This is a genomic window from Gimesia aquarii, assembly GCF_007748175.1.
Lineage (GTDB): Bacteria > Planctomycetota > Planctomycetia > Planctomycetales > Planctomycetaceae > Gimesia > Gimesia aquarii_A.
Genome location: NZ_CP037422.1, coordinates 4,384,855 through 4,411,001 on the forward strand (window position 1 = coordinate 4,384,855; position 26,147 = coordinate 4,411,001).

General features: G+C 45.4%; 24 protein-coding genes. 5 read left to right on the plus strand and 19 right to left on the minus strand.

The features are described from left to right. The first annotated feature begins 371 nt into the window (after window positions 1–371). Window positions 372–1,601, plus strand: a complete 1,230-nt coding sequence (locus tag V202x_RS16610; RefSeq protein ID WP_145177306.1) for an MFS transporter — start codon at window positions 372–374, stop codon at window positions 1,599–1,601. Beyond that, a complete protein-coding gene (locus V202x_RS16615) occupies window positions 1,598–2,821 on the plus strand; it encodes an anion transporter (protein ID WP_145177309.1) in 1,224 nt (407 codons plus the stop codon). The genes V202x_RS16610 and V202x_RS16615 overlap by 4 nt, the downstream gene beginning before the upstream one ends. Here the strand turns inward: V202x_RS16615 and V202x_RS16620 are convergent, their stop codons facing one another. The 12 genes from V202x_RS16620 to V202x_RS16675 all read right to left on the minus strand — a co-directional run bounded on the left by V202x_RS16620 (window position 2,822) and on the right by V202x_RS16675 (window position 14,051). Beyond that, window positions 2,822–3,229, minus strand: coding sequence for a DoxX family protein (locus tag V202x_RS16620; RefSeq protein ID WP_145177313.1), 408 nt, complete (start codon window positions 3,227–3,229; stop codon window positions 2,822–2,824). It abuts the gene before it with no gap. 167 nt (window positions 3,230–3,396) lie between these two features. Beyond that, a complete protein-coding gene (locus V202x_RS16625; RefSeq protein WP_145177316.1) occupies window positions 3,397–4,293 on the minus strand; it encodes an SgcJ/EcaC family oxidoreductase in 897 nt (298 codons plus the stop codon). A 92-nt stretch (window positions 4,294–4,385) separates the two neighbouring features. Next, the gene (locus V202x_RS16630; RefSeq protein ID WP_145180632.1) at window positions 4,386–4,763 is read right to left on the minus strand and encodes a YciI family protein; all 378 of its coding nucleotides are present in this window, start codon (window positions 4,761–4,763) and stop codon (window positions 4,386–4,388) included. A 50-nt stretch (window positions 4,764–4,813) separates the two neighbouring features. Then, complete coding sequence (locus V202x_RS16635) at window positions 4,814–5,200, minus strand: YciI family protein (RefSeq protein WP_145177320.1); 387 nt, start codon at window positions 5,198–5,200, stop codon at window positions 4,814–4,816. A 21-nt stretch (window positions 5,201–5,221) separates the two neighbouring features. After that, window positions 5,222–5,701, minus strand: a complete 480-nt coding sequence (locus tag V202x_RS16640) for a DUF1579 domain-containing protein (RefSeq protein ID WP_145177323.1) — start codon at window positions 5,699–5,701, stop codon at window positions 5,222–5,224. A 14-nt stretch (window positions 5,702–5,715) separates the two neighbouring features. Then, window positions 5,716–6,111, minus strand: coding sequence for a YciI family protein (locus tag V202x_RS16645; protein WP_232098530.1), 396 nt, complete (start codon window positions 6,109–6,111; stop codon window positions 5,716–5,718). An 87-nt stretch (window positions 6,112–6,198) separates the two neighbouring features. Then, on the minus strand, window positions 6,199–7,449 hold the full coding sequence (locus tag V202x_RS16650; protein WP_145177326.1) for an RNA polymerase sigma factor: 1,251 nt from the start codon (window positions 7,447–7,449) through the stop codon (window positions 6,199–6,201). 727 nt (window positions 7,450–8,176) lie between these two features. Then, a complete protein-coding gene (locus V202x_RS16655) occupies window positions 8,177–9,031 on the minus strand; it encodes a GntR family transcriptional regulator (protein ID WP_145177329.1) in 855 nt (284 codons plus the stop codon). A 289-nt stretch (window positions 9,032–9,320) separates the two neighbouring features. After that, window positions 9,321–10,694: an alkaline phosphatase PhoX gene (locus V202x_RS16660; protein ID WP_145177332.1), complete on the minus strand. Its 1,374-nt coding sequence runs from the start codon at window positions 10,692–10,694 to the stop codon at window positions 9,321–9,323. 426 nt (window positions 10,695–11,120) lie between these two features. Next, on the minus strand, window positions 11,121–12,272 hold the full coding sequence (locus tag V202x_RS16665) for an MlaD family protein (protein WP_145177335.1): 1,152 nt from the start codon (window positions 12,270–12,272) through the stop codon (window positions 11,121–11,123). A gap of 80 nt (window positions 12,273–12,352) precedes the next feature. Then, window positions 12,353–13,168, minus strand: coding sequence for an ABC transporter ATP-binding protein (locus V202x_RS16670; RefSeq protein ID WP_145177338.1), 816 nt, complete (start codon window positions 13,166–13,168; stop codon window positions 12,353–12,355). 40 nt (window positions 13,169–13,208) lie between these two features. Further along, window positions 13,209–14,051, minus strand: a complete 843-nt coding sequence (locus V202x_RS16675; RefSeq protein ID WP_144987759.1) for an MlaE family ABC transporter permease — start codon at window positions 14,049–14,051, stop codon at window positions 13,209–13,211. 368 nt (window positions 14,052–14,419) lie between these two features. Between V202x_RS16675 and V202x_RS16680 the strand changes: the two genes are divergently transcribed. Further along, the gene (locus V202x_RS16680; RefSeq protein ID WP_197992930.1) at window positions 14,420–15,163 is read left to right on the plus strand and encodes a hypothetical protein; all 744 of its coding nucleotides are present in this window, start codon (window positions 14,420–14,422) and stop codon (window positions 15,161–15,163) included. Window positions 15,164–15,234: 71 nt separating this feature from the next. Then, a complete protein-coding gene (locus tag V202x_RS16685) occupies window positions 15,235–15,696 on the plus strand; it encodes an SRPBCC family protein (RefSeq protein ID WP_145177341.1) in 462 nt (153 codons plus the stop codon). 8 nt (window positions 15,697–15,704) lie between these two features. On the opposite strand, the gene V202x_RS16690 is transcribed toward V202x_RS16685, so the two are convergent. From V202x_RS16690 to V202x_RS16720, 7 genes are all read right to left on the minus strand, one after another. Further along, window positions 15,705–17,390 (minus strand): hypothetical protein, encoded by a 1,686-nt coding sequence (locus V202x_RS16690; protein WP_145177344.1) that lies wholly within the window; start codon window positions 17,388–17,390, stop codon window positions 15,705–15,707. Beyond that, window positions 17,387–18,661 (minus strand): DUF1501 domain-containing protein, encoded by a 1,275-nt coding sequence (locus tag V202x_RS16695; RefSeq protein ID WP_145177347.1) that lies wholly within the window; start codon window positions 18,659–18,661, stop codon window positions 17,387–17,389. Before V202x_RS16695 ends, V202x_RS16690 begins: the two co-directional genes overlap by 4 nt. Before the next feature lie 65 nt (window positions 18,662–18,726). Next, window positions 18,727–20,463: a DUF1549 domain-containing protein gene (locus V202x_RS16700; protein WP_145177350.1), complete on the minus strand. Its 1,737-nt coding sequence runs from the start codon at window positions 20,461–20,463 to the stop codon at window positions 18,727–18,729. A gap of 280 nt (window positions 20,464–20,743) precedes the next feature. Next, window positions 20,744–22,396 (minus strand): PQQ-binding-like beta-propeller repeat protein, encoded by a 1,653-nt coding sequence (locus tag V202x_RS16705; RefSeq protein ID WP_145177354.1) that lies wholly within the window; start codon window positions 22,394–22,396, stop codon window positions 20,744–20,746. A 16-nt stretch (window positions 22,397–22,412) separates the two neighbouring features. Next, complete coding sequence (locus V202x_RS16710) at window positions 22,413–22,688, minus strand: hypothetical protein (RefSeq protein WP_145177357.1); 276 nt, start codon at window positions 22,686–22,688, stop codon at window positions 22,413–22,415. A 98-nt stretch (window positions 22,689–22,786) separates the two neighbouring features. Then, on the minus strand, window positions 22,787–24,172 hold the full coding sequence (locus V202x_RS16715) for a sulfatase (RefSeq protein ID WP_232098531.1): 1,386 nt from the start codon (window positions 24,170–24,172) through the stop codon (window positions 22,787–22,789). Window positions 24,173–24,208: 36 nt separating this feature from the next. Then, window positions 24,209–24,724 (minus strand): thiol-disulfide oxidoreductase DCC family protein, encoded by a 516-nt coding sequence (locus V202x_RS16720; protein ID WP_232098532.1) that lies wholly within the window; start codon window positions 24,722–24,724, stop codon window positions 24,209–24,211. A gap of 294 nt (window positions 24,725–25,018) precedes the next feature. Here V202x_RS16720 and V202x_RS16725 point away from each other — a divergent pair, with 294 nt between their 5' ends. Continuing rightward, window positions 25,019–25,996, plus strand: a complete 978-nt coding sequence (locus V202x_RS16725; RefSeq protein ID WP_145177360.1) for a vWA domain-containing protein — start codon at window positions 25,019–25,021, stop codon at window positions 25,994–25,996. Window positions 25,997–26,147: the final 151 nt, after the last annotated feature.

The window sequence follows — 26,147 nt, forward strand, 5'->3', positions numbered from 1 at the left end:
TTCTAAAAGAGAACAATAGGACTGAGAGCCTCTAGCCAATTGCTGTGAATGAATCCACGTTTTTCCAGTCTGAGAAAGTTCAAAGAATATATCAGTAGTTTTCAATGATTTTCTTCCGTTATAGCAATACAAGATCGAACTGAACCCACTTAAACCACAACTTGACGTCTTTGACTTTACCTTCTTATAATCTCTCAGATTTCAACAAATCCCTTTTGGAACGAATAAGATAAAGATGCTGAATCAGCAGGGTCAAACCGATATAGTCATGCAGGAAGCACGTCTATTGTCCCAGCCGGAGGAATTCAGTAATTAGCACTCCCTCAGAGAGTACGAACCAAACCGACCGAAGCAGTGGTACTAACCCACGCTTGAACTGGCTCAATTTTTTTGCGGCTGATGTTGGTGATGGCATTGGCCCCTTCATGGCCACATATCTGATTACGACATCTCACTGGAATGAGGCATCAATCGGAGTATTTCTGCTCACTCTCAATCTGGCGACCGTTATCGCACAAACACCTTCCGGATGGCTGATCGACAATACGCGTTATAAGCGCTATCTCACAGCAGGCGCAGCATTGACGATTGCCATTTGTGTCTTAGTCCCTGCCTTTGCATCGGAAATGGCCCCGGTATTGATATCAGCGGCGATTCTAGGCTTAGCAGCAGCAGTCATACCTCCGGCAATCGCAGCGATCACACTGGGAATTGTAGGCCCCTCCGGACTCACAAAACAGACTGGCTCAAACCAGGCATTCAACCACGCCGGTAATCTCGTATCAGCCGTGGCAATTGGATTAGTTGGTACCTATGTCGTATCTTGGGGTGTCTCACCCATCGTCGCATTTCTGGCATGTAGTGCAGCAATAATCGCTTTAATGATTCCTGAAAAGTCGATTGATCATACCATAGCCCGCGGTGGAGTTTCGAAAATTGAAAAGAATAATCAATCAGAATCAGAGCGAAGTGCCTTAGCATTGGTTTTTACAAATCGATCTCTTTTGATCTTTATGGTTTGTGTGGGAATGTTCCATCTCTCGAACGCAGCCATGCTTCCCCTTGCCGGGCAAAAGCTCGCGTTGGAACACAAAGAACTTTCCACACTCTATATATCCATCTGCGTTGTCATTGCTCAAATCGTCATGATTGGTATTGCCGTGCTTGTCGGCCTACGATGCGATCAGTGGGGGCGTAAACGTTTTCTACTCGTTGGCTTTGCCGTACTTCCTCTACGTGGATTGCTGTTTTCTCAAACCGAAAACCCATATCTCATCATGTCTGGACAGATTTTAGATGGCATCGGAGCTGGAATATACGGAGTCATTGTGATCCTTGTTGTCGCCGACCTGACGCGAGGCACAGGCGTATTCAACTTTGCAACAGGGGTCGTGATCACAATTCAAGGACTGGGTGCCTCCTTTGGCTCGTTTCTTGGGGAATGGTGGGCTGGAGAATATGGCTACAGTTCGTCATACGCACTCTTAACAGCACTAGGAGTAATCGCCTTGTTGATTCTAGCGGTATTAATGCCGGAAACTCATCCTGATAAAGTTAAACCTTCGCGATTCAATTCTGGTAGGAGTCGGTCCACAACATGACCACTTTTGTTGTCATCGTCTACATTATTGTCTATCTCAGTATGCTCTTGGGTGGTATTCCTGGGTTACGTGTCGACAGAACCGGTGCTGCGTTGCTGGGTGCTATTGCCCTCTTAGCTGTTGGAAATATTAGCGAACAAAACGCATTGGCCTCAATTGATGTCCCTACCCTCGCACTCCTGTTCGGATTGATGGTTGTCTCGGCACAATTTCAGCTGGGAGGATTCTACGGTATCGCAACAAAAAGAGTCGTTGCACAAGACATGTCTCCCCCGGCGCTCCTGGCTGTTGTGATTTCTCTTACAGGAGCCTTCAGTGCCCTACTCACAAACGATGTCGTTTGCCTGGCAGTCGCTCCGCTACTATCACACCTCTGTATTGAAAAAAAATTGAACCCGGTCCCCTATTTGCTCGCCTTGGCATGTGCGGCTAATATCGGCAGTGCAACCACGCTTATTGGTAATCCACAGAACATTCTCATCGGTGAAGCATTAAAAGTGCCATTCAATGGATACCTGCTTATCGCACTGCCTCCCTGCCTACTCGGGCTGCTCATCGTTTGGGGAATCATCGTATCTCTATACCGCGGTAAGTGGCATTTCGAGACAGAAGCAAGTTTAGAAAACACGGAGATTGAGTTTGATCGTTGGCAGACCTTCAAAGGAATTCTTGTTTTAACACTATTAATCGCATGTTTTATATTCACAGCATGGCCGCGCGAATTACTGGCATTGGGTGCGGCGGGAATATTAATGCTCAGCCGAAAATTCCATTCCCGGAAGATCATGGGGCTGGTCGACTGGTCTCTGTTGGTGCTATTTATCAGCCTGTTTATTGTGAATAAAGCGTTTCAACTTACCGGCGGTATGGACTGGCTCGTCGCTCAGACCAAGTCCGCCGGCATCCCACTTGACCAACCGGCGCCGCTGTTTATCTCAACAGTGATTCTGGGAAATCTGGTTTCCAATGTGCCAGCCATCATGCTCTTGTTACCCATTGTCAAGGGAAGCGATGTGGGCCCGTTGCTGGCTCTCAGTAGTTCCCTTGCCGGTAATCTAATCATTGTAGGCAGTGTCGCCAACATCATTGTGGTTGAATCAGCAAGACAAGCTGGTATTAAAATCGACTTCAAGACGCATGCCCGCGTCGGTATTCCAGTAACTCTGGTAACTCTTTCGGTAACAGGTGCCTGGCTTTGGCTGGTTAGTTTATTCAGCTGACTAAGTCATTTTTCTGATCGGAAGGACTCCCCAAAGTCGTTTCTCACGCAGATACAAACCTAACCAGATAAGCACACCAATCGCGACTTGAATCATGAATGGATCACCTACGCGCCAATGAGTGCAGATCGCTCCGCCCATGTATCCAGTCAATAATATGGCACCAAGCACGGCCGTCCATGGAATCAAATAGAGCAGCACACAAAAAATTTCAAGAATGGCAAGCGGCAAGATCATCGACTCCGGCAATCCGAGTTTCTCCATCCCTTCAGCAAACTCGGGTCCCCCTTTGAGTTTCATCATTGCGCTCATTCCAAAAGCAAGTGCAACGAGAACCGAAACCACACGCCCGATCCAAATCATCACAGTCTGCGCAGTCGATGTCGGCTTTACTTCACTTTGATTCATTTTTGATTCCTTTGAAAAACTTTATCGAAGTGTAACTCGCACTCTTTTGAATCGTTATATTTTTTATAACTCACAGAGTCAACTCGAAAGGTTCTTCGATTTTCAAAGTTAACTATCACAGGGATACTCCGTTCCTGGTCAGGTATACCCAACTAAGCGAAATTCCTTCAACTTGTTTCTGCAATGACTTCATCAGTAATATATGCAACCTTTTCCGTCATTGGATCAAAGGGGACCGAAACATGTTCATGCACAACGCGCCACTCCCCTTCTGTTCTCTGGTAGCCGATCGTTATTCGCAACCAGGTCTGGCCAACCGGACTCTCTTCATCAATCGGTACGACATGATGCAATCCGTGAGCAAAAGCCACATCTCCATCTACCGTGACTGTAAAATCACGATGCTCAGATTTCATCTTGGCCGGAAAATAAGGCAAACATGCTTCCCAGTTTGCACGATATGCTTCAAGCCCTTTGAGTCGGTAAGGCGGTTTGACATCATACAAATGAATGTCTTCCGAATAGCCTGTCAGCATAGCATCCACGTCCTTAGACTCCAACGATTCTGACCAGGCTTTGGCAAGCGATCGAATCTCGTCTTCATCCTTGGAAGCTGGTATCCCCTGGGCATTACTGTTACGTTCCGCAACTTCTGTTTGAACTCGTTCTTCTTGTTCACGTGCTTCTGGTGTTAAGGCTTCACCAAAATCGTCGGCTTCAAACACTTGACGAATCTCGATATCTGAGTCTTCGGTCATCGGGTTAGGACAAGGACAACGTTTCACCCAATCAATGGCTTCCTGCATCGAGTTGACCTTCCAGAGCCAGAATCCGGCAATGAGTTCCTTAGTCTCAGTAAAAGGGCCATCGACAACAGTGCGATCCTTCCCCGAGAATCGGACTCGAACACCATTCGAACTCGGGTGCAGTCCCTCACCGGCTAGTAAAACTCCGGCATTTGACAATTCTTCATTAAAATTTCCCATCTCAGTAAGCAGTTGCTCGCTCGGCATTTCACCTGCTTCCGAACTTTTGGTCGCCCTTATAATTACCATGACTTTCATCGGTTTTCTCCTCATCTATTAAAAACTTCGTGTCACCATGTTCTTGGGACAGAAAAGACAAACTACGATTTTCTTACACCGAAAAAAATTTGTTACAGAACAAAATCCGAATCCGCCTTGGATTCCTGGTCAGGCAAATCAGGTAACTCGACAAGGGGTCGAATCTCAACGGTCCCCTTTTTAGCTGGTGGTAGTCGGCTTGCCACTGTGATTGCCTCATCCAGATTCTCGACGTCAATCACATAGTATCCACCGAGCTGCTCAGTCGTTTCGGCAAATGGTCCATCAGTCACCAGTCGTTTGCCATTCCGAATTCGAACACTGGTTGCCATCTCAACAGAATGCAAAGGAGACGCTGAAAGAAACTTACCCTGCTTGTCCAACTCATGACAGACTGCAGTTGAATCTGACATACATTGCTCACGCTCGTCTTGTGTCCAACCACTTTCGGCACTGTAGATCAGTAACATGTATTTCAAGACAAATCTCTTTTCGTTTTTGACTTACTTTTAAAAAGAATTCACCGCATCGCTTCATCGCGTGCTTTAATTAATGCATTTATGTCTTCATCCGCTGGTCGAATCTCAAAAGGTCCGAACCGAACGCCCGGGTGCTTTGACATCAATTCCACAGCCTGATTTATGTCACGTGCTTCCAGAATCAGAATGCCGCCAATTTGCTCTTTTGTTTCAGCAAATGGACCATCTGTTGCCTCGACCTGACCTCCGCGGTTTCTCAAAGTGACAGCGTGTTCGGCTGGCTGCAACGCCTCCCCTCCTGTGAAATGTCCACCTCGTCGCAATTCATCATCATAGGCGAAACACTCTTCCATGAATGCCGCCATCTCAGCCTCCGTTTTCCCTTCCATCGAGGCGGCATCGTAATACCCCAAACAAAGAAATTTCATCTTCTTCTCCTGATCAGAACTCTACTTGCTACGACGATGATGCGAAGACATGAATTCATTCCATTCACCATCTTCGCCGAAGATTTGCGAAGTCAACACCCAATGCGCCTCATCAATGATTTCCACAATATCCTGATAGCGCGTCATTCCCTCCTGTTCCCACTTCGGACCCTCGGTATCCAAAATCAGCTTGGTACCCGACTCATCGATCGAACCGGAATAGAGCCAAAGATGTGTCATCATGGAAGCCACAAACGTACCCACATACAGTTTCTTCTCAGGGTCGTAACCGAGTGTCATTACAGATTTCCAGACTCCATCTTCGGGTGCCTCCCCTTCCCCTTCGGCAATGAGCCACACACCTCCCAGCGAGGAACAATTCATGCGGCCTATTGTTTTGTTAGGTGGTTGATCTGGTCCCATTTGGCACTCAGTTTCAACGGCCCACTCACCAATGAGTTGTTCGAGCCAACTGTGTTCTTCTTGCGGTTTTGCAAACATTGTTTTCTAGCTCCTTAACTACTAAAACTCTGTGAAGATCTCTCTTCAATCATGGTATTAATCTTTTCATCGGCGGGGCGAATTTCAAAGGCGCCGCCACGAACCATCGGATGTTTGGACATGAGCGTAATCGCATGGTTCAGGTCCCTGGCTTCCAAAAAGAGGATTCCCCCCAACTGCTCCTTCGTCTCGGAAAAAGGACCATCAACAACCATCGCCTGCTCTCCCTGCCAGCGAAGCGTTACCGCGTTCTGACTGCTCTGAAGTCCTTGACCACCTAGAAAATGGCTTCCTCTCCGCAGTTCATCATCATAGGTAAAACACTCGTTGATGAAGGCAGATTGCTCGTTTTCTGACATTTCACCCCATTTTGCTTCATCAATGTATCCCAGACATACGAATTTCATCATTTTCTCCCGATTTTGAACCTGAAAAAGTAGTATTTACTCACTAGTCGTTTAAACAAACAGCAAATCGACACAAAATCGAAAAAATTTTTATCCCAACTCAATAATTCGTTTTTCAAGAAAGCGACGCTCGGGTTTCTGACGAGCAAAGTTCAGGGCACTTTCATAAGATTTTTTAGCATCTTCAGTTCTCCCCAGACGTCGACACAAATCCGCACGAGCTGCATGTGCCAGGTGGTATTCGACTAAATCGCCCCGTTCAAGAATCGATTCAACCAGCTCAAGCCCAACTAACGGTCCTTCCTGCATGGCAACGGCGACGGCCCGATTCAACTCAACTATAGACGAGGGTTCGGCTTGCAGTAATAAATCGTACCAACTTACAATCTGCGCCCAGTCTGTAGCTGCAGCGGTAGGAGAGTTCGCGTGAACTGATGCAATGGCTGCCTGAATCGTGTAAATCCCATACTCCCTTGAAGCAATTGACCGGTTCACCAACGTCGTGCCTTCTGAAATCTGTTGACGATTCCAGAGAGAACGGTCCTGATCCTCCAGCAAGATCACATCACCATCTGAATTCGCACGTGCATCACGTCGCGACTCCTGTAATAACATGAGGGCGAGAAGCCCCATCACCTCTGAATCGGGTAACAATTCCAGTAAGAGCCGTCCCAAACGAATTGCTTCTTCGGAAAGATCAACCCTGATCAGTGACTCGCCTGACGAAGCAGAGTAACCTTCATTGAACACAAGATAGATCACAGAAAGCACTGCGTCCAAACGGGGCGGCAACTCGGCAAGTGAAGGAACTTCGTAAGGAATTCCCGCATCACGAATTTTCGCCTTAGCGCGTACGATGCGTTGGGCCAACGTGGGAGGCGTAATCAGAAACGCGCTCGCTATTTCCTCTGTTTTCAATCCACACACTTCACGCAGGGTCAGAGCCACTTGAAGTTCTGGTGAGAGCGACGGGTGGCAGCAGGTAAAGATCAGCCTCAGTCGGTCGTCTTCCACCTCATGATTTGCTTTTTCAGCTTTATCCTCTGCAATCTCTTCAAGTCGTCTGGCGAGTTCTTCTAGCGAAGCATCAAACCGGCTACGACGACGAACAGAATCAATGGCTTTGAACCGCCCTGTGGAAACGAGCCATGCACGTGGATTCCGGGGAATTCCATCGCGCTGCCATTGCTCCACTGCAGCTGTAAACGCTTCATGCATTGCTTCTTCAGCAAGATCGAAGTCTCCCAACAACCGAATTAGTGTGGCGAATACACGGCGCGATTCCATTCGATAGAGTTCATCTACCTTGTGTCGAACCTGTGCAGTGCTACTCTCACTCATCGATTTGATCCCATATTGGATAGCTTTTATATGAATGCTTCTATCTGGATTAGCACAAAACGTCACTCTTATAATTGAATACCACCAAAGGGTCAACTTTGCTGAATCTATAGAATCTCAACCTTCTCCGCCCTTCATTTAGACAAAACTCTTAATCACTAAAAACGTTCATCATCAATTCGAAGCATTTAAAAACTCATTGACTTTCAAAAATTCAGTGCTTGTAAGGACAGCTTGACACGATCATGCTAACAGCGAAACTGCGCAATCTGCGTCGCGCGCGTGGGAATTTTTTCTTTGCGATACATACTTGGGCACCTGTGGATTCCCGCACTATAAAAGTCGCTATTTTTTAAAGGATTGAAGATGAATATTTCGCATCGACTCTCAATGAACATGTCTTTTTTCTCGATTATCAAACGTTATCACACGCGTTTCTCCACAGATCAAAGTATTCCCAAAACGTATGACGAGCGTATCGTTACTCATTCACACAATATTTCACTTGACCTATTCGCGCCGTTCCCGATGATATTGCAAAGCTAAATCAACAACTCCAACCACGAACTACCAGATAAAATCTGAGTATGTGTCTGTACGAAGCAAGATAACACTCCCATAACGGTAACACTTAACAGCATTCTACGCGATGTCACCCCGTAGCTTCAGATGAAAATGTGACAGTAGTGTCAAGGTGGGAAGATACGTACTGATTTATGAACTATTTCTATTTCACAATCTTGCTTAATATCGGGTGGTTGTCACGAATGTGATAGGAAAGTGCTTTGCGGGCCGAGCGCCAGTCTTTCTTGATCAGCGCTTTCAAAATGGATCGATGCTGGCGAACGGTTTCGATGGCAGTTTTTCGATCCTGGTCTTCCCAGTCAAACAGGATGTCATAATACCTGCCTTGTCGTTGGAAAAAATCTTGAATGTAATAATTACCGGCTTTGTCGATGATGTATTCATGCAACGAATTATCAATTAAAACACTCTCAGAATCAGATTTGGGAATGACATTACCATCCAGAATTTTTTGTAAGTCTTCTTTGACCAGATAGGGTTTTGCCAGATCAAGTGCCTTTAATTCAAGTAGTTCACGCACTTCAAGAAATGCCTGCATGTCTTCCTGACGAAAGGGTCTGAGTCTCCAACCACGACGGGGAATGTGATCCAGAATCCCGGTTCCCGCCAATCGGTTTAAGATAATCCGTAGCGAAGAACGGCTGATTCCATATTTCCTGGCCGTCACCTCCTCACGAATATCGATTGGCTCCCCTTTTAAACTCAGTTTCACAAACTCATTGGTGATCACTTCAAACATATCGGCAGGAGGCTCAGGCAAAGCAGATTTTTTCCCTCGCTTGAGTGGTTTAATTTTTTTCGTATTTAAAACTAACCTGCGATTCGCCCCCTTTTTCAACAAACCTTCTTCAACCAGTTCAGCGATCGCAATACGCACTGGAGAAAAGCTGACCTGGTAATGCTCCGCTAAAGACTCGAGTGTCAATTGAGCAGGCAGTTCCTGCCCGCTTCTCAAGCGTGCTTCCAAATCATTTTTAATATAATTTTTGAGTGACATGGTTTAAAACTGAGACCATCGTGTGAGCGTGGGAACTTCATCAGAAGCAATTGAAACAGCAACGAATAGGAATCAGCACACTACTATCCGGCTTTGCTTTCAGTTTACTGATCATCCTGTACCCTTTAAAGGCTATACCTCTCGAAAAGAGAGAAAGCCTCACTTGTTGGCTTTGATTCACTATAATTCCGTTCTGTATTCCATAAAAGAAGCCTGCGATCCTTACTTAGAATCACAGGCCTGACATGTTATCAATGGATTTGATTGAAATCAGAGAAAACCTCGTCGCTTAAACTCCCAGTTCATCCCAGGGACCAGTAATCGCAAAAGTAATACCGGGCTTGTGAATGTTAACAAAGAGCCATTTCCCATCCGGGCTGAAGCAGGCCCCCGCCCATTCACCACCAGTAAAATCACCTTCCAATTGATTATGCTGTCCCTTTTTCAGCTGAATATTATTGATCGCAACAGTTTTCAGTATCCCTTTACGGCTCAGTGCGTGCAAACGAAGCGGCTTCAAATCTGCATCTTCACACAGAATCAAACCTCCCCGGGGGCTCACGGTCAGATTGTCAGGACTATCTAAAATGTCATGGCTTGTTGATTGAAACACGAGCTGTAATGTTTGATCCCGTGGTGAGAAAGACCAGACCTGCCCCAGTCCTGCTTCTCCCCCATTGGTACAGTTGAAATAAACAACACCATCACCAAACCAGCAACCTTCCAGGCGACCGAACGTTGTGCCTCCTTTTTCTTTTCCCTGGGAATAAACTCCCAATCCATCTTCTTTTCCGGGTGTATCACGACGCAATGGATCTTCAATATCGACCCACTCTGCTTCATACCGAACGCCCCGCTTGGCACTGGTTCTTAAATCGTCTTTCCCTTTCACTTTGAGCATTTGCAGGTTCCCTCCTTTACTCAAAACTTCGCGCTCATTCGGGAGAAAACGATAGAAACCGGCAGTGTCGCGGTCTTCTGTTTCGTAGATGATGCCATCATGTGGATCAACGGCAAGTGCTTCATGCACAAAACGTCCCAATGCAACAAGGGGTTCTAGTGAAGCCTTACCTTCAGAGGGAACTTCAAAGACCCAACCATGATGTTTTTCATGTTGATATTGGACACCTCGAAAACTTCCTTTGGGGCCAAGCACTGTTTCTTCGCATGACAACCAACTCCCCCAGGGTGTGGGGCCCCCCGCACAGTTTTGCACAGTACCGGCCAAACTGGTCCAGCTTTTTAACCACTTTCCCGCTTTCAGGTCGAACTGTAAATTGGCGCATCCACCCCCTGCCTTTGGATCATAAGTGAGTGCTTCCGGACCAAAACTTTTCGAACCATATATCTCATGATTTCGACAGAGTGTAAGTACATCCCCTTTCTGGGAAATCACTCCCATCCCGTCATGTCCTTCAGGAGTGATTACTCCATCTGACATTTCGTCTCCTACCCAACCGAAAGACTGGTACTGAAACCCTTCTCGTAATCGGAGTAAAGGCAGCCCTGTCGTCTGATCCTGAATTGGTACCAGCTCGGAGCCATTATCAAATTGAATCCCTTTGGCACTAGAACTCGTGATAAAACGGGAAAAGACTGTTGCAACTGCGGGAGCAGCGATGGCGGATTTTAAAAAATCACGTCGAGAAGATGAATTTTGCACGGATTCTCTGCTTACCAATCTTGAGAAGGGAAATCATTCGTTTGAGATCAATCATTGAACGAATCAAAGACCAGACTTAATTTTTGGAATCATACAGAGAATTGTTAATTTTTGATTAACGTAGAGTTAATTTATCTTTTCCAAAAATTTAAACGTTTTTATCAACACATTGGTTCAGTAATCGCCTTCATCATGGACGATTTTGTGTTCATAGCCCAAGAGAACTACTGTATCAAAGCTCTCATTTTGCCTGAAAAACAGTAAAAAAGGAGGCATTCCTATTTGCAGAAATCCTTAGAAAGCCAATCCCATTTCAGTTGATTTTTCAATGGAAATTTTAACTTCAGCCACTGAAATCAAAGCTATTTCATATAAATATTTGACTAAATTTATATGAAGCGATTATTCAGGCGATCAAAGGCTCTATTAGCGTCCTTTTGTCGAAGGAAACGAAAATCCAGACTGTTTTATGCGGGATCGTGGTTGTTCTGTCGGCTCTTTGAGCCCGGAACTCCCTTTCATGGCACCGCTCACTCCAAGGATTTCCGGGTGACGGGCAATCTTATCACTAAAAATTCGGATGTCACGGGCAATTGGTTCCAGGTTATTTAACAGAACGGTTAAAGAACTGGCGGAGCGGGTCATATTACGATAGAGCTCCGGGTCCGACATGAATTTTTTCAAGGAACCATCTCCCTGGTTTAAGGCACGCGTAAATGAATTCATCTCGGCCATAATCGCATCTAGCCGGGACAAACTGCGATCCAGCTTGACCACCATCGACTGGCTGTGCTTTGCCAAAGGGTCGGTCACTTGAGAGAGGTTATCCAGGTTTTCTCCCGCCTTTTTCACAGCGACTTCGACGGAGGCAATCGTCCGGTGTGTACTTTCAATCATCGCAGGCATGGCGGCCATCGTTCGTTTCAGGTGTTCCTGCTGTTTTGGATCAGCGACCAGTTGATTCACATTACTCATCATCTGGTTCATTTTCTTCATCGCCAGAGAAAATTCCTGCAATGACGTCGCAGCCCGCTCAACGACAACGTCCAGATTCCCTTCTTTCGTTTCCATGATTCGATTCATATTTTTGGCTAGCTTTTCCCACTCGCCACTGGTGGAAGTAAATGCTTGCAGCGTCTTCGAAACCTGCTGCTCCATCCGGTAGACAATCTCCATCGGATCACTGGGAGGCTTACCAATCAGCCGCTCTCCAGGTTTGATAAAATCAGAGCTGACGCCAGGAGAAATCACAATCTTCGAGTCTCCCATCAGAGAACTGACAATCTGAGGACTCGCATCTTTACGTAAGTGTTGTGTATCGAGAATGGAAACAAGCAACACAACACCAGGCTTACTATCACTGGTGACGATCTTAGAGACTTCCCCAATGCGAATTCCATGTCGCACAACGGGGGTTCCACGATGAACTCCGGAAATGGATTCAAAACGCATTGCGATAGAATACTTTTTTTTCCATAGCGCTTCCAATTTACCGAAGTGGAAAATCATGGCGGCCCCGGTAATCAACGCGGAAATCACGAACAGTCCGACTCGAAATTGTATCTGGCGATCCGTCATAAATGCCTCTGAATTGATCTCATCCTTGAGATCCAATTTAATTTTATAGTTAATAGAATTCGAATACTCACTGTCACCATTTAGCTGGCTTCTGCCAGTTCACGAATCCGATCACCGGCTTCACCGTACACAAACTGATGAACCCGTGGCAAAGAAGATTGGAACGCCTCTTCTGATGTCCCTTCGAATACAATCTGTTTCTCTACCGAATTCAAACGAGCTAATGGATACAACATAATAATCCTGTCCGCGACCTTTTTAACCGTACTCATGTCGTGCGTAACAACAATACTCGTTACTGGGCGACTGGCGCGTGTCTGCAAAATCAGTTCATTGATGACATCTGTCATCACAGGATCAAGGCCCGTTGTTGGTTCATCATAGAGCATGACTTCAGGAGTCATTGCCAAAGCACGTGCGAGGCCTACTCGTTTTTTCATACCCCCGGAAAGCTCTGCCGGTTTTTTATGGCTGATTGATTCTGAAAGTCCGACCTCCCTTAAACGTTCAACGACAATTTGATCCACTTCTGATTTATTTAATTTCGTATTCTGTTTTAAGCCGAACGCTACATTTTCATAAACAGACAAACTGTCAAACAATGCCGCCCCTTGGAATAGATAGCCAATTCGAAGTCGATCTCGGTGTAACTCACGCTGAGTTCGATCGGAAACAGAACGCCCATTCCACAACACGTCTCCCTGTGTAGGTTGCAGCAAATTCATGATCAGCTTCATGGTCACGCTTTTCCCGCAGCCGCTTTCACCGATCACAACCAGTGTCTCACCTTTACGGACTCCAAACGAGACATCACGCAATACTTGCTGCGTTCCGAATTGACGCGAGATGTTTCGCAATTCAATCACGTAGTCATCGTTTGCTTTCCGCTCAGCCATACTAATACTTTTCTTTGGAACCATCCGTCACGTCTTATCGTTACCTGAGAACACCTGGATAAACAGACTGCATAAAGTGGAAGAAGTTCACGATCGAAACTCCCAACAGGAAATCAAGAATCATGATTACAATAAATGAATACACAAATGCCTCGGTAGCCGCTTTACCGACGCCTTCAGCGCCTGCACCACAGTGAAACCCCCGGTGACAAGAGATCAACGAGATCGCTGCTCCGAAAAAGAAACTCTTGAAGATGCCTCCTAATACATCGTATGCAAACACGAAGTCTTTTGAATAATGCCAATAGTAAAATGATTCGACACCTAAAACCTGAGTACTAAAAAACCAGCCTCCCAGGATTCCGATGGCATCGGCAATTACTGTCAGCAGTGGTATCAATAAACAACAGGCTAAGAACCGTGGCACCACGAGATAATGAATGGGATCAGCGCCGAGTGCACGGAGGGCATCAATTTGTTCGGTAACCCGCATCGTTCCCAGTTCGGCCGACATCGAAGTTCCCACTCTCCCTGCCAACATGATAGCCGCGAGCACAGGACCTAATTCTTCCACCAGCGAGATCGCGATCACAGCACCGATCTGATTTTCCAAATGCATCAATTTAAACTGATCATAAGATTGGACGGCGAGAACCATTCCAATGAATCCCCCTGTAATCAAAATCACGGGGATACTTTGAATGCCAATATGATACATGCACGACCAGAGATTGCTGCGAGGAGGCAGCCGTGTAATCATCCACTTGACCATTTCCCAACCAAAGAGAAAGAGGTCGCCCATTAAACAAATTGTGGTAATTACTCCGCGTCCCAAACCATGAATCATGGTATCCCTGGGATACGTAGTCGAAGCAGATGACATTACTTGTTTCCAGTTCAGACTTTGCAAATCAAACAATAGAACAGACAGAGGCGGGAAGGTTACCGGATTTCCCGATTTGAATCGAGACCATTTCTGCCATGAAACGTAAGTTCCCCGACTTATCAGGCATCCTTAATTTTCGTTTCTGAACGTGACATTTTGTGAGTTGAGTCTTTTCTAAACTGGTTCATCCTTGGTAAAATAGCTTTTGTCGAATTGAATTGACGCCGATTGCTCTATCTCTAGTACTCGTATTGATTTAGTGAATAGCATTATTAAGCAGAGATTCAGAAATTCTACCAGGACGTAAAGAACTTTCAATTTTGAATCAGCACCAAAGCACGAATGAGAAAGTAAGGATAGGTAAAATGAGATATTTTCCTGTAGCATTGTTTTCCGCAGTTTCACTCTCAATGATGTCCTTTGTCTATGCAGCAGACAAAAAAGCAGACCCAGCCACTGAACAGGCCAAATCCAAAATTCGTGCCGCCGGTGGTTCCGTTCTCGAATTGGCACAGAATGATGATCGGCTCGAAATTGCCTTTCATTTGTCTGATCAAAAAATCACAGACAACACTTTGAAAACTCTCGCAGGGCTTAAGAAAGTTGCCACGCTGAACCTGCGTGGTACTGATGTCACTTCAGCAGGGCTGGCACAGCTAAAAGACTTGAAGGATTTGACTCACTTGCATCTGGAAAAGACAAAAGTGAACGATGCCGGGCTGGTCCATCTGAAAGCACTGCCAAATCTCGAATATTTGAATCTCTACGGAACTCAGATTACCGACGCGGGATTATCAAATCTCAATCAACTGAAAAAGTTAAAACGTCTCTATGTCTGGCAGACGAAAGTCACTCGTCCCGCGGGTTTGGCTTTAGAGAAACAGATTACAGGGTTGGAAGTTATTGGTTTACCAGAAGAACCCAAACCCAAAGAAGCTAAAAAACCGGAGCTCCCCAAGAAGCCCGCTGCTCCCAAAAAGCCAGCTGCCCCTAAAAAAGTAGAAAAGAAAGCAAAGAAAAAAACGGAGAAGAAGGCGGAAAAGAAACCAGCTAAAAAACCAGCTGCGAAGAAAGAAGCCCCCAAGAAACCAGAAAAAAAGAAGAAGTAACATTTTCTACCAATCAGGAAACATTCCAGGCAGGGCTCTCTCAGCCCTGCTTATTTCAGGAGCGGGCCACGATGGAAATTTCATATCATCAGGAAATCATCGCTCCGATTGAAGTCGTTTTTAACTTCCTGACCGATGACGAAAAAATGAAGCTCTGGATGGAAGGCCTGCAATTGATCGAATATCCAGAGGAGAAGAATGTTGATGATCCGGTAGGCACACGCTTCATCTACCACATCAAAGAAGGTGGTCATACTCAACAATATTCAGGATCCGTCACAGAATATACTCCCCCCACACTGTGGGGAATCGAGCTGAGTAATCCCGCCTATCAATTCAATATAAGCTACGAATTGACAAAGCAGGCGCGCAAAACCCAACTCGATTATCATTGTGAGATGGTGTTTGGATCTCTGTTCCACCGCATCATGGGCTTTTTGTTTCGTGGTTTGACAAAGCGCATTCTCAAATCGCAAATGACCAAACTAAAGCAGCTCTCTGAACAGGAATCAGTACGTCGCTCTCCTCAATAGACGGTGGTCTATTTCTTCTTTTTCGTTTTTGCCTTCTGTTTGGCTAACTCAAATGGTGCTTTAGGTCCCATACTGAAAAGACGCGCAGTCTTATCGTAACCCGCAATACACATACGCAGGCCATCCGGATGAAAGTCCAGGTCGTAAGGTACACTTTTTACCTTCTGAGAAAAGAATGGTTTCTGCTCTCCCAGTTTCCAGAACCAAATCATACCAGAGGAGTTTCCCCCCACGGCTGCGATAAAATCACTCTGGGGGTGAAACCGAACTCCCCAGCAGGTTCCTTTAAAATTGTCGCTGGGAGTCATGATCGCCAACTGCTTACCAGTTTCCCAATCGAACAAGACCACTGTTGGCACACCTATGCCGGCAAATGCATTGGATACCTGACCGATACCGCTAATCGCAAAGTATTTGCCATCCTGGCTGATATCCATTCCACGCACTCCGCCGATATGTCCACGAAATGTGGTATCGTACTTATAGATTGCGCTCCCATCAAAGTCACGAACTGTTTTCCAGGTCTTCGTATCCCACTGTTTCAGATTTCCTCTCAAATCGCCAGACAGAAGATATCGACCGCCAGGATGAAACTTTACATTATAGATTTGATGTTCATGACCTTGCAGCGTTTGAATGAGTTCTGCCTTTTGAATTGACCAGATTTTAACAAGACGATCATTGCCAGCGGTCGCAACAAGCTTACCATCGGGGCTGACAGAAACACCACGCACATATCCTTTATGTGCCACAATTAAGTGCTTTGGCTTTGGTTGATGAGCATTGATATCCCACCAGGCAATTTTTCCCTCATAGGCTCCGGTAACCATCAATGACGTAGAGCCATGCAGATCAAAACGTCTGACCCAACTGTTATGGCCTAACAGCTTTGTATTGGCGGCACTGACAAGATCCCAACGATTGAACACGGAGTCTTGAGCACCGGCGAGTAAATAGTTTCCATTCGGATCAATTTTACAAGAATACAACGGACGCGTGTGCTGATAGGAGGCGACTTCTCTTAAAAGTTTGGGATCGGCAACGGGCGACTTTTCGCGAAAGAGGCTCGCAATTTCAGTGAACTGACTCTCTTTTGTCTTTAAGAATCCCAGTTGTTTTTTCTCTACGGCAACCTGCTTTTTCAGTTCTTCCAGTTTCTTTTGTACTTCTTTTAAAGCTTGAGCCAAAGCTTTGACTTGCTTTTCGTTGTTAGAAATTTCAATAGAGAGCTGCTCAAGATCAGGCAGAGGCTTAACCGCTTTGAGTGGCTCACTCCCCTTCCGAGCAGGACTCTTTGCTTTCACTTCGCTCAATCGTTTGAGTTCTGCTCTGGCTTTTTTCAGTAAACTGGAATCTGTTTTGATTTGTTGCTTCGTATCCTGAATTGTTTTTTGGATGACTGCGATTTTTGTATTGAGGATTTGAAATTTTTGTGAGAGTGCTTTAACAATTTCAAATTGAGCCGCTGACTGCTTTGACACTTTCGACACATCCAGTTGTGCATACTTGAGAGCCATAGGCAAAGGCGTGGGACCATGATCAAGAATGGGCTTCACAGCCAGCAGGGGAACCTCAGGGGCTGCAGGTTTTGCGTCCGGCTTTGCACCCATTACTGGAGATGATAGCGTAACAACAGCATACCCCCCAGCAAGCAGGTAGCTCAGTTTCGAGCAAATCGAATGTAAAAAACTCACGCCAGAATCTCCTTGATCGGCTCTGCCTTCGGGTCTGCTTTCGCAATAGGCTGGCCATTCGGATAAAATTCTTCAGTAGAGTCCAGGCCCACTGCCTGATAATAGGTGTGAAACAAATGACCGCCGTTGACTTCACGATCGATGACTTTGGTACCCGTTTCATTTGTTTTTCCGGAAACGGCTCCTCCTTTGATGCCGGCTCCTCCCAAAGCAACCGACCAGGCAGTTCCCCAGTGATCGCGTCCTACTCGTGAATTAATTCTTGGAGTCCGCCCAAATTCACACATGCAGATGATCAATGTGTGTTCTAATAAACCGCGGTCCGATAAATCAGAGATAAATGTGGCAAACGGCTTGTCAAATTCACCCAGTTGTTCAATATGAAAGTTGAAGTTCTCAGAATGAGTGTCGTAATTGGTATGCCCTACTTTGACGAAGGTAACTCCTTTTTCAATAAGCTGTCTTGCCATCAAACAATGGCGACCAAAATCGTGCTTACCATAGCGCTCAATATCTTTGTCAGAAAAACTACTGAAATCAAAAATATCTCGACGCGCCATGAGAGCAGCCGCTTGATCGAAGGACTCGTTATAAACTTCGGTATGAGCAGTCTTTCTTTTTTGCTCGAAACGTTGGCTGATTTTATGGCGTAACTTTCTGCGCAGCACATCCCGCTCTGGTTCCATCGATTTCGGTAGTTCCAGATTATTGGGTGCCTTACCACCGGATAAGACCAAAGGTGCATGGCGAGGACCTAAAAATGTGGACTCAGTGGAGGAACCACCCACTCCAATTGAGATGTACCCTGGCAAAGGACTGTCCGGCGGCGCAAGGTGGCTTGAAAACGTAGAACCCAGATAAGGAAACGCAAATCCGGGCTGTTTCTTGCGACCGGTTTGCATAATGTAATTTCCCTTGCCGTGATCATTTTCTTTCGTATTCACTCCACGCACTAAAGCCAGATGGTGCATTTGTTGCGCGGTATATGGCAAACGTTCGCTGATATGCACTCCTGGAGCCGATGTAGGAATTGCCAGAAACGGCCCTCCCGTTTCTGTTCCCGGTTTCGGATCCCAGGTTTCTAACTGACTGACTCCACCAGACAGCCAGAAAACTACCACCTGCTTTTGCTGGGTTGAAAGTTTTTTTGCGGCTTGAACTTGAGTCATCCCGCTAAAACCGAGCATACTTAACGCTCCCGCAGTCGTTCCACCTAAAAATGAACGACGCGTCAGACTCTCATGGGTTCCACAAGCATAATGACAACGCATGGCCTCCCCTTCCCTGTCTTTCGAATTAATTTCTTGACTAAAAAAACTCGATACAAACTGTACTTCTAATGATTAAATCGAAATTCGGAAGACATGACTAACGCCCAGATCACATCACTTACCGTTTGTGATCGTTTTGTTCCTGCTTTGCCTTGAAGCAATGTTATCACTTCTTCCGTCTCTACTTGATCTGGGTATCGATTTAACACACTGAGATATAATTCCTCTGCTACTTTCTCTGATTGATCAGCTGGTACTTTCAAAACTCGATCTGCCGTATTCCCAGTCCTTGGAGTTACAAATCCCTGGATTGCTCCATCATTTGATAAATAAAGAATTTGATCAGCTGTGACCTCAAACTCTTTGACAGGTTTACCTGGCAAACCACCAAACAATGACACGAACCGCTTTTCATAACCTACCAGTTTTTTTCGCAACGTCTCTTCGGTCAATTTCTCTTTCAGACTTTTCCGATAAATGTCAGTAAAACCTGTTGCCTGTAAGACCGCCCACGCAAATTGTTCGGGTGTTAACGGCTTCATGATTGCGTGTGTGAATTGGGATTCATCTAATTCTTTGGCATCTTTCTGGTTGAATGCATCGTTGACACTCGATCGCTGGTAGGTCTCACTCAACACCAGTTCCCGCAAATACCACTTCAGATCAAATTGATGAGCAATCATCTGATCAGTAAGAGAATCCAGAAGCTCTGGATGTGAGGGAGGATTATCGGAATGATCTGCATTGAGTGGATGTACCAGTCCTCGCCCCATAATCATAGCCCATAAACGATTTGACATGGTTCGCGCAAAGCGACGGTTTTGAGGTGAGGTAATCGCAATACCGAGTTGTGCGCGTCTGCTGTATTTTGGAATCGGCCTGACATCTTTGGCTGGCTTAACTTGGTACTCTTCCCCTTTTTTGAATGCAGGCTCTGAAATTGCAGTACCATTAAATACAACTGGAAGTGTCGTCTCGGGGCCTTTAGATGTTTTATCACGGACCTCAAATACAGATTCGAATTTCACTTCGCCTTCCGCTTTTTCAGCAAAGACAGTCTGTTTCTTTTTTTTGTCTGTGAACACAAAACTACGAATCAGAAAAGCGGAAAGGCCATAATAATGATCCTGCTTCCAATCATTGACATCAGGGTGATCATGACATTGTGCACAAGTTAAATCAGCCCCCAGAAAGATCTCTCCAATATCACGAGTCAACTCATTGACGTCTCCATTTCGGGCTAGATAAAAACGTGCTGCTGCCTGAGTTTCTTTATTGGAACCATCGGCTGCAAAGATCTCTCTGACGATTTGATCAAGGGGCTTATTTTCTGCCACAGATTTCCGTAAAAACTCTTCCCAGGTATTGACGTTGATGTACTTTTTCTTGAGACGACGCATTAACATCACATCTAATTGCTGTGATATATATCGCGCATATTCTGGTGACTCTAAAAGCTGATTTACCAGAATTTTTCGCTTATCAGAACGACGATCTTCCAAAAATTCTCGTGTCTGCGTGATTGAAGGGATACGGCCTGTCAGATCGAGATACACTCTTCTTAAAAATTCACTGTCACCACTGAGCGCAGAAACATATTGAGAATCGTCTTTGTATCGAGCTTGTATCTGCTCATCGATGATTTTATGAAGAGGCTTGACTGATTTCCGCTCTGGCTTTGCGGCAACAATCGGTCCGTCTGATATCTTTGATGATTCAGCAAGCAGGGGCTGCTCTGCAAGAGCGTTCCCTAAGAACATAACGAGAAGCAAAACGTTAACACGCATGTTTGTTCGAAACATGGGTCTCCTTCCTTCCGTTCTCTTCAATTGATTCAGATAGTAGAACTATCTGTGGCGGGACGCACAGAACAGCCAAACTGGTCAGCACGTTGTTCGAAGGTCATAACACATCAACACATAGGTAGGCGTTTATTTATCGTCTATTTTGCAGTCCCGTCTTCAGCCAGTCAAGTACAAACCGTAGATCTTACATAGGTTTAGGAAAACCAGACCAAGCAGCTAAATCGCGGCTTGTTTACGTAATCTATCGGTTTTAACAACAACACGGGTCAAGAATAGGCTATTTAGCGGCATCAGAAATATCATAACAGGCGGCCTCTTCACTGTTTCGAACAAAGAGTTTCCCCTGGGCCAATGCCGGGTGATTCCAAGTTTGCCCCTGGATAGCCTGAAAAGTAGCGATCTGCGTGTATTTCTTTGGATCTGCTTTCACGAGTTCCACACGACCATCTTCTGCCAGAATCAGCAGGTTGTCATTCACTAGAATCATCTGCCCGTAACCATAGCGGCCTCTTTTCCAGGCTCTTTTTCCTGTCTCCAGATTTAAGCACGTCAGAATTCCCTCATCCAGCCCATAGACAAAACCATCTCGAACTACAGCCGAATTAAACTTGAGCTTTAAGCTCTTGCTTTTCCAGTCTTCGATTACATCTGGTTCAGCCTGCTGCTCTGATTCACGAATCGTAATCCGCGCAGAACCGGCTCCATAACCAGCACCCAGAAAAATAGAGGAAGGTTCAATGACAATCGGTTGAGCCGCGTTCACACCTGCTTGATTGGTCCATGGAAAAAACCATAACGATTTCCCCTCTTGTGGCGTAAAGCCTTCCAGTCCCTTGGAATGAAATATCAATAATCGCGGTTCTTCATTCAGAATGGAAAGCTGTGGAGAGCTATAGCTTGATTTGTGTTTCCCACCTGACCAAACTTTGTCACCTGTCAGTCGGTCCAACGCCACGACGGAGCGCGGATTCACCTTTGAAGTCTCTTGTGGGATCCCCTGATTCACAATCACGAGATCTTCCCAAATCAATGGAGAGCCCGACATAGCCCATTGTAGATTATCTAGCTTCTCCTCTTCCAGAAGGTCTTTTGACCAGACCAGTTCTCCTGTGATCGCATTCAAACAGTTAAGAATTCCGGTTGCCCCCATGGAATAAATCATTCCATCATAAAATGTGGGCGTCGCTCGTGGACCAGGGCCTCCTAAAACCTCGGTAAATCGAACATAATCATGGTGTGTCCAAATCTGTTTGCCCGACAACGCGTCATAACAAACCACTGTTTCTTTTTCACCACGCTGTTCCTGAGTAAAAGCACGGTCGCCAATAATCGCAAATGATCCCCAACCAGAACCAACGGGATGTTTCCAGAGTAATTCGGGAGGCCGCACATCCCAATCCGTTCTGATTTTTTGGTCCCGAACAATACCATCTCGATCAACTCCCCGATAGGCAGGCCAATCTTCAGGAGAAACTTCAAGCGTCGATGAATCTGCGTTTGATTCCTGCGGCATTTTCGCAGCCTGTTCAAAATACTTTTCTGCCCTTTGTTCGGCCGTCGGCAGAAAGCGAAATTGAAACCGAGGAACCATGTCTCCTTCAAAACTTTCCACCCGTAACAGTGAAAAGAAAAGTACAAAAAAGAGAATCGTTCCTAATAAGCCTTTAAAGCGTGCTTTCCAGGAAACACCAGAAATCAACATCCACCAAATCAACAAACCAATAAAAATATTTCGAATCCCACCGTAGACGGCAAACACCTGATACGTTCGATCTGGGGCTAATTGGAACCATTGGTAAATTGTGAAACCTATTCCAGCGAATAATATCGCGAGTCCCCACTTCCATCTCAGCTTTCGCGTTGGAATAGACTCAGATGAAACTTGATCAGATACTTTGACGCTCTGATCCTCAGATTCACTGCCCCCCATACTCAACTCCGATTTATTATTTGAACATTCCTACATAGGCTTTAATCGCACTCGATGCAGGTTTCATATCAGATTTCACAATCACAACCAGCGGTGCATACACAGTCTCGACGGACCTCGTGAACGGCTTGAATTTCATTTTGTCTTCAATCCAAACCAGAGGACCTGACATCATGAAGTAGAGCAACAGAAAAGCGAACAAGCACATCATACTGACTGCTAATTTTTGTCGAATTGTAGGAGGGGTAGAGTCAGTTGTTGATACATCTCTGGAATAGATTGAGGAGACCATTGTTCATTCACCTTAAAACACGAGTTTTCCTAACTGCATTACTCGGCAAATTCGATATGCGCTTCAATAATTTTCGTCAAAGAACAAATTCACTGACATTATTTTTTTTTGAAAGCTGGCAGCCTCTCACCCGTTTCACGATGAAATTCATCAGGTCGACGATTGCGGGGAAGTCGATCATGGGTTTCTGCCTGCCATTGGTCAAGCGCTGACCGCAGTTCCTGTTGAATCTTTTGATAGTCTTTTTGTCCCGCCAGATTATTTAGCTCATGAGGATCATTCTCTACATCATAAAGTTCTTCTGCTGCACGCGGACTCACAAAACAACTTTTCTGATCCTTAGTTAACTTATTTTCATCTCGTAATTGACGCATCTTAACAAACGATTCACTGCGCACCGCATCGGCGGGAGGTGTTCCAGGAATATCGGTATAAAAATTTCGAATATATTTATATCGAGGCGTACGAACTGCACGACCGAAATCTTCAAAATCGTGCCAATTATGCTCGGCGAAGACATGTGTGCGAGTTGAAGCACCTGGGTTTTGCAGCAATGATTTAAAGCTCTGACCCTGAAATGTTTCGTCAATGTGTAAGCCAGCCAGGTCGAGAATGGTAGGGGCTAAATCAACGGAACTGATCAAGGAGTCACAAACAGCTTTTGGTTTAATCTGTTTTGGCCAGGTGACAATCCAGGGCGTCCGAATCCCGCTATCATAAACAGTGGTCTTACAGCGCGGAAAGGGACGCCCATTATCACTCAGAAACACAATCACTGTATTCGATGACACACCCTGATTCTTCAATTCGTCACGCACCCGCCCGACAACACCATCTAATCTCGTGATTTCGTCATAGTATAGTGCCAGATCATGTCGCACCTCCAGGGTATCTGGTAGATAAGGAGGTACAATTACATCCTCGTTTGTGTGAGGTCGTTCTATAATATTTTGCTCATAGGGTCGATGAGGATCAGTAAATGCAAACCACATGAAAAACGGTTTGTCTTTAGGTCGCTGTTGAAGAGTTGGAACCCACTGATTGAGTTTGGTTGTCACATGGTTAAATTTCGATTCTGTTGGTTTCCCCATATGCCATTTACCGGCAGAAGCAGTGTAGTAACCTGCCTCTTTTAATTTCTCGACAAAAGTCACCTGACTTTCCGGCAAGGGAAGATGCAGTTGATGCGCTCCTGTATTGTGCGGGTAACGACCAGTAATGATACTGGCACGGCTGGGACTACAGGAACTGCAAGTTAAGTAGGCATGATTGAATTTCATACCATCCGCAGCTAACTGATCAAGATGGGGTGTTTGGATTTTAGGATGTCCATAGGCACCACAGTCATCCCAGGCCATATCATCTGCGATGAAGACGATAAAATTGGGTCTCTCGGCAGGTTGGGTGGCAGCGAATAAATTCGCTGACAGACTATTCAAAACCAGTAACGCGAAAAGCAATATTGTGTACGGCATCAATCTCATAGAAATCTCTTAGTCAACGATAACTGGTCTGAAGTATTAAGGTAAAAAGCGAGAACGTTCTTCCGGGGTTGGCATGCGACAAGTTTCGTGTTTGCCAAAAAGCCGATATCTCGAACCAGCAATCAAACGATAACCAAGGTCTCTGATCGGCAGTGGTATACACCACAGAATCCATCCATAAAAATTCCAGGGAAAGGTCAATAGCCACAATAATCTGACGACAGCAGCCGAACGTCGATAGAGATGATTTCCATCTGTAGGACGGAAAACAACCGTGTCAACATGCTGAATATCTTCCTCACTTAAAAGTTGCTTCGCAGTTTCCCCCTGTAAGGGAGAATAGAAAAGGCGCACGTTTTTATCTCTGACGAGCGCAAAATCGACACTGGAATTACAGAGTCCACAAATACCATCAAAAAACAGAATCGGCTTTTTGATATCAGGATTCATGGCACTGTGCTCTGTTTGACGCGCGCTCAAAGAGACATTCTCCTGAGGCAACTCAGAAGTATTATTTTGAACAGTCTGATCTAGGGCCGCTGATTTATTCATCTGATTTCATACCTAAACCTTGAAATAAGCTGAAAAGGGCCTGAAAAAACCTGAAGCGGACTCACATCACCTAATATTATACGGAACAAGTATTTATCTCTAGTAGTTTTTTTGGTCTTTGGGGGGAATCCCAGGGATTCCCAAGGTTTTTCATGGAGAATGAGTATGCCTGACGCTGCGATCAATCCATTTCTTTCTGTCGTTTAATGTAAATCGACGCTAGAATAACAAAGGAAACTAAATAGAAGTCCTTTTAATGGGCTCGCTTTTGATCGATTTCCTTAAGAGAAATGCATGTACAAGCCACCGTCACATTCTGGTTTACAATCGCACTGGAACAGTGGTATCGGTGTTTCAACTGTGTTTCATCTGCTTCTTGTTTGTGGATTGGCAATTGTCGTGAAGCAAGAGGCAGAATTGCCTTTATCAAATTCAGACACTGCAATACAAACCCGTTGGGCTCCCCCCCCAAAAACGGTTCAACCAGTGATTCTGGAATTAGAAGCAGTCACAGATAAAGCTGAAACCCCTTCAAGTTCGCAGGTACTCTCAAAATTACCTCCTGTGTCAGATCTTCATACTGCCCCGGATTCAGAGTCCCTCTCTTCGTTTTTAGACGGTCCCCTGCCACAAACAACACAACAGGAAGACACCCTCACAACCAAACATGCAGCAGATATTGTAGGCGCTCTCTTAACTTCTTCTGCGATTGGTAATGCCTCTCCTGGCACAGGAAATGGGCTGGGTAAAGGCGATTTCTTTGGTATGAAACCCAAGAGTAAAAAAATTGTTTTTGTCGTTGATTCATCGAAAAGTATGAATTTTCCTCACGATAGTGTGGGAAAAACCAGACTGGGCCGAGTCAAATTAGAACTTGCTAAAACCATTTACTCCATGGATAAACATCAACAGTTCTTTGTGATTTTCTTTAGCGACATCGCAAAACCAATGCCTGCCAGACAACTCCAGCCAGCAACCGCTGAAGCAAAACAAAAATTCCTTTCCTGGGTAGCCAGAGTACCTGGTATCGGGATGACAGAACCGCTGGAGGCACTCATTTTGGCTCTCCGTCTTCAACCAGACACGATTTATATTCTCACTGACGGGCACTTCAACCCGTCTACCGTCAAAGCCTTTAATAAAGTGGCAAAGAACACAAATCGCAATCGAAGTGTCGTCGTAAACGGAATTTGTATGGGAAGCCGTGAAGGCGAAAAGCTCATCAGGGAACTTGCTGAAACGAATTCAGGCAAATACACCTTTATTCCGTAATCCCCACCTGCCAATCACATCACAGATATACACCGAAGTTCCCTCTCTCACAGATTCTCAATGTCTGTTCGAATCTAAGTCTTTACAGCAAAATACTTTTTGTCATAGTATGACCGTTTATTATTTTTGTCACAGATTTAAAGTGATAATT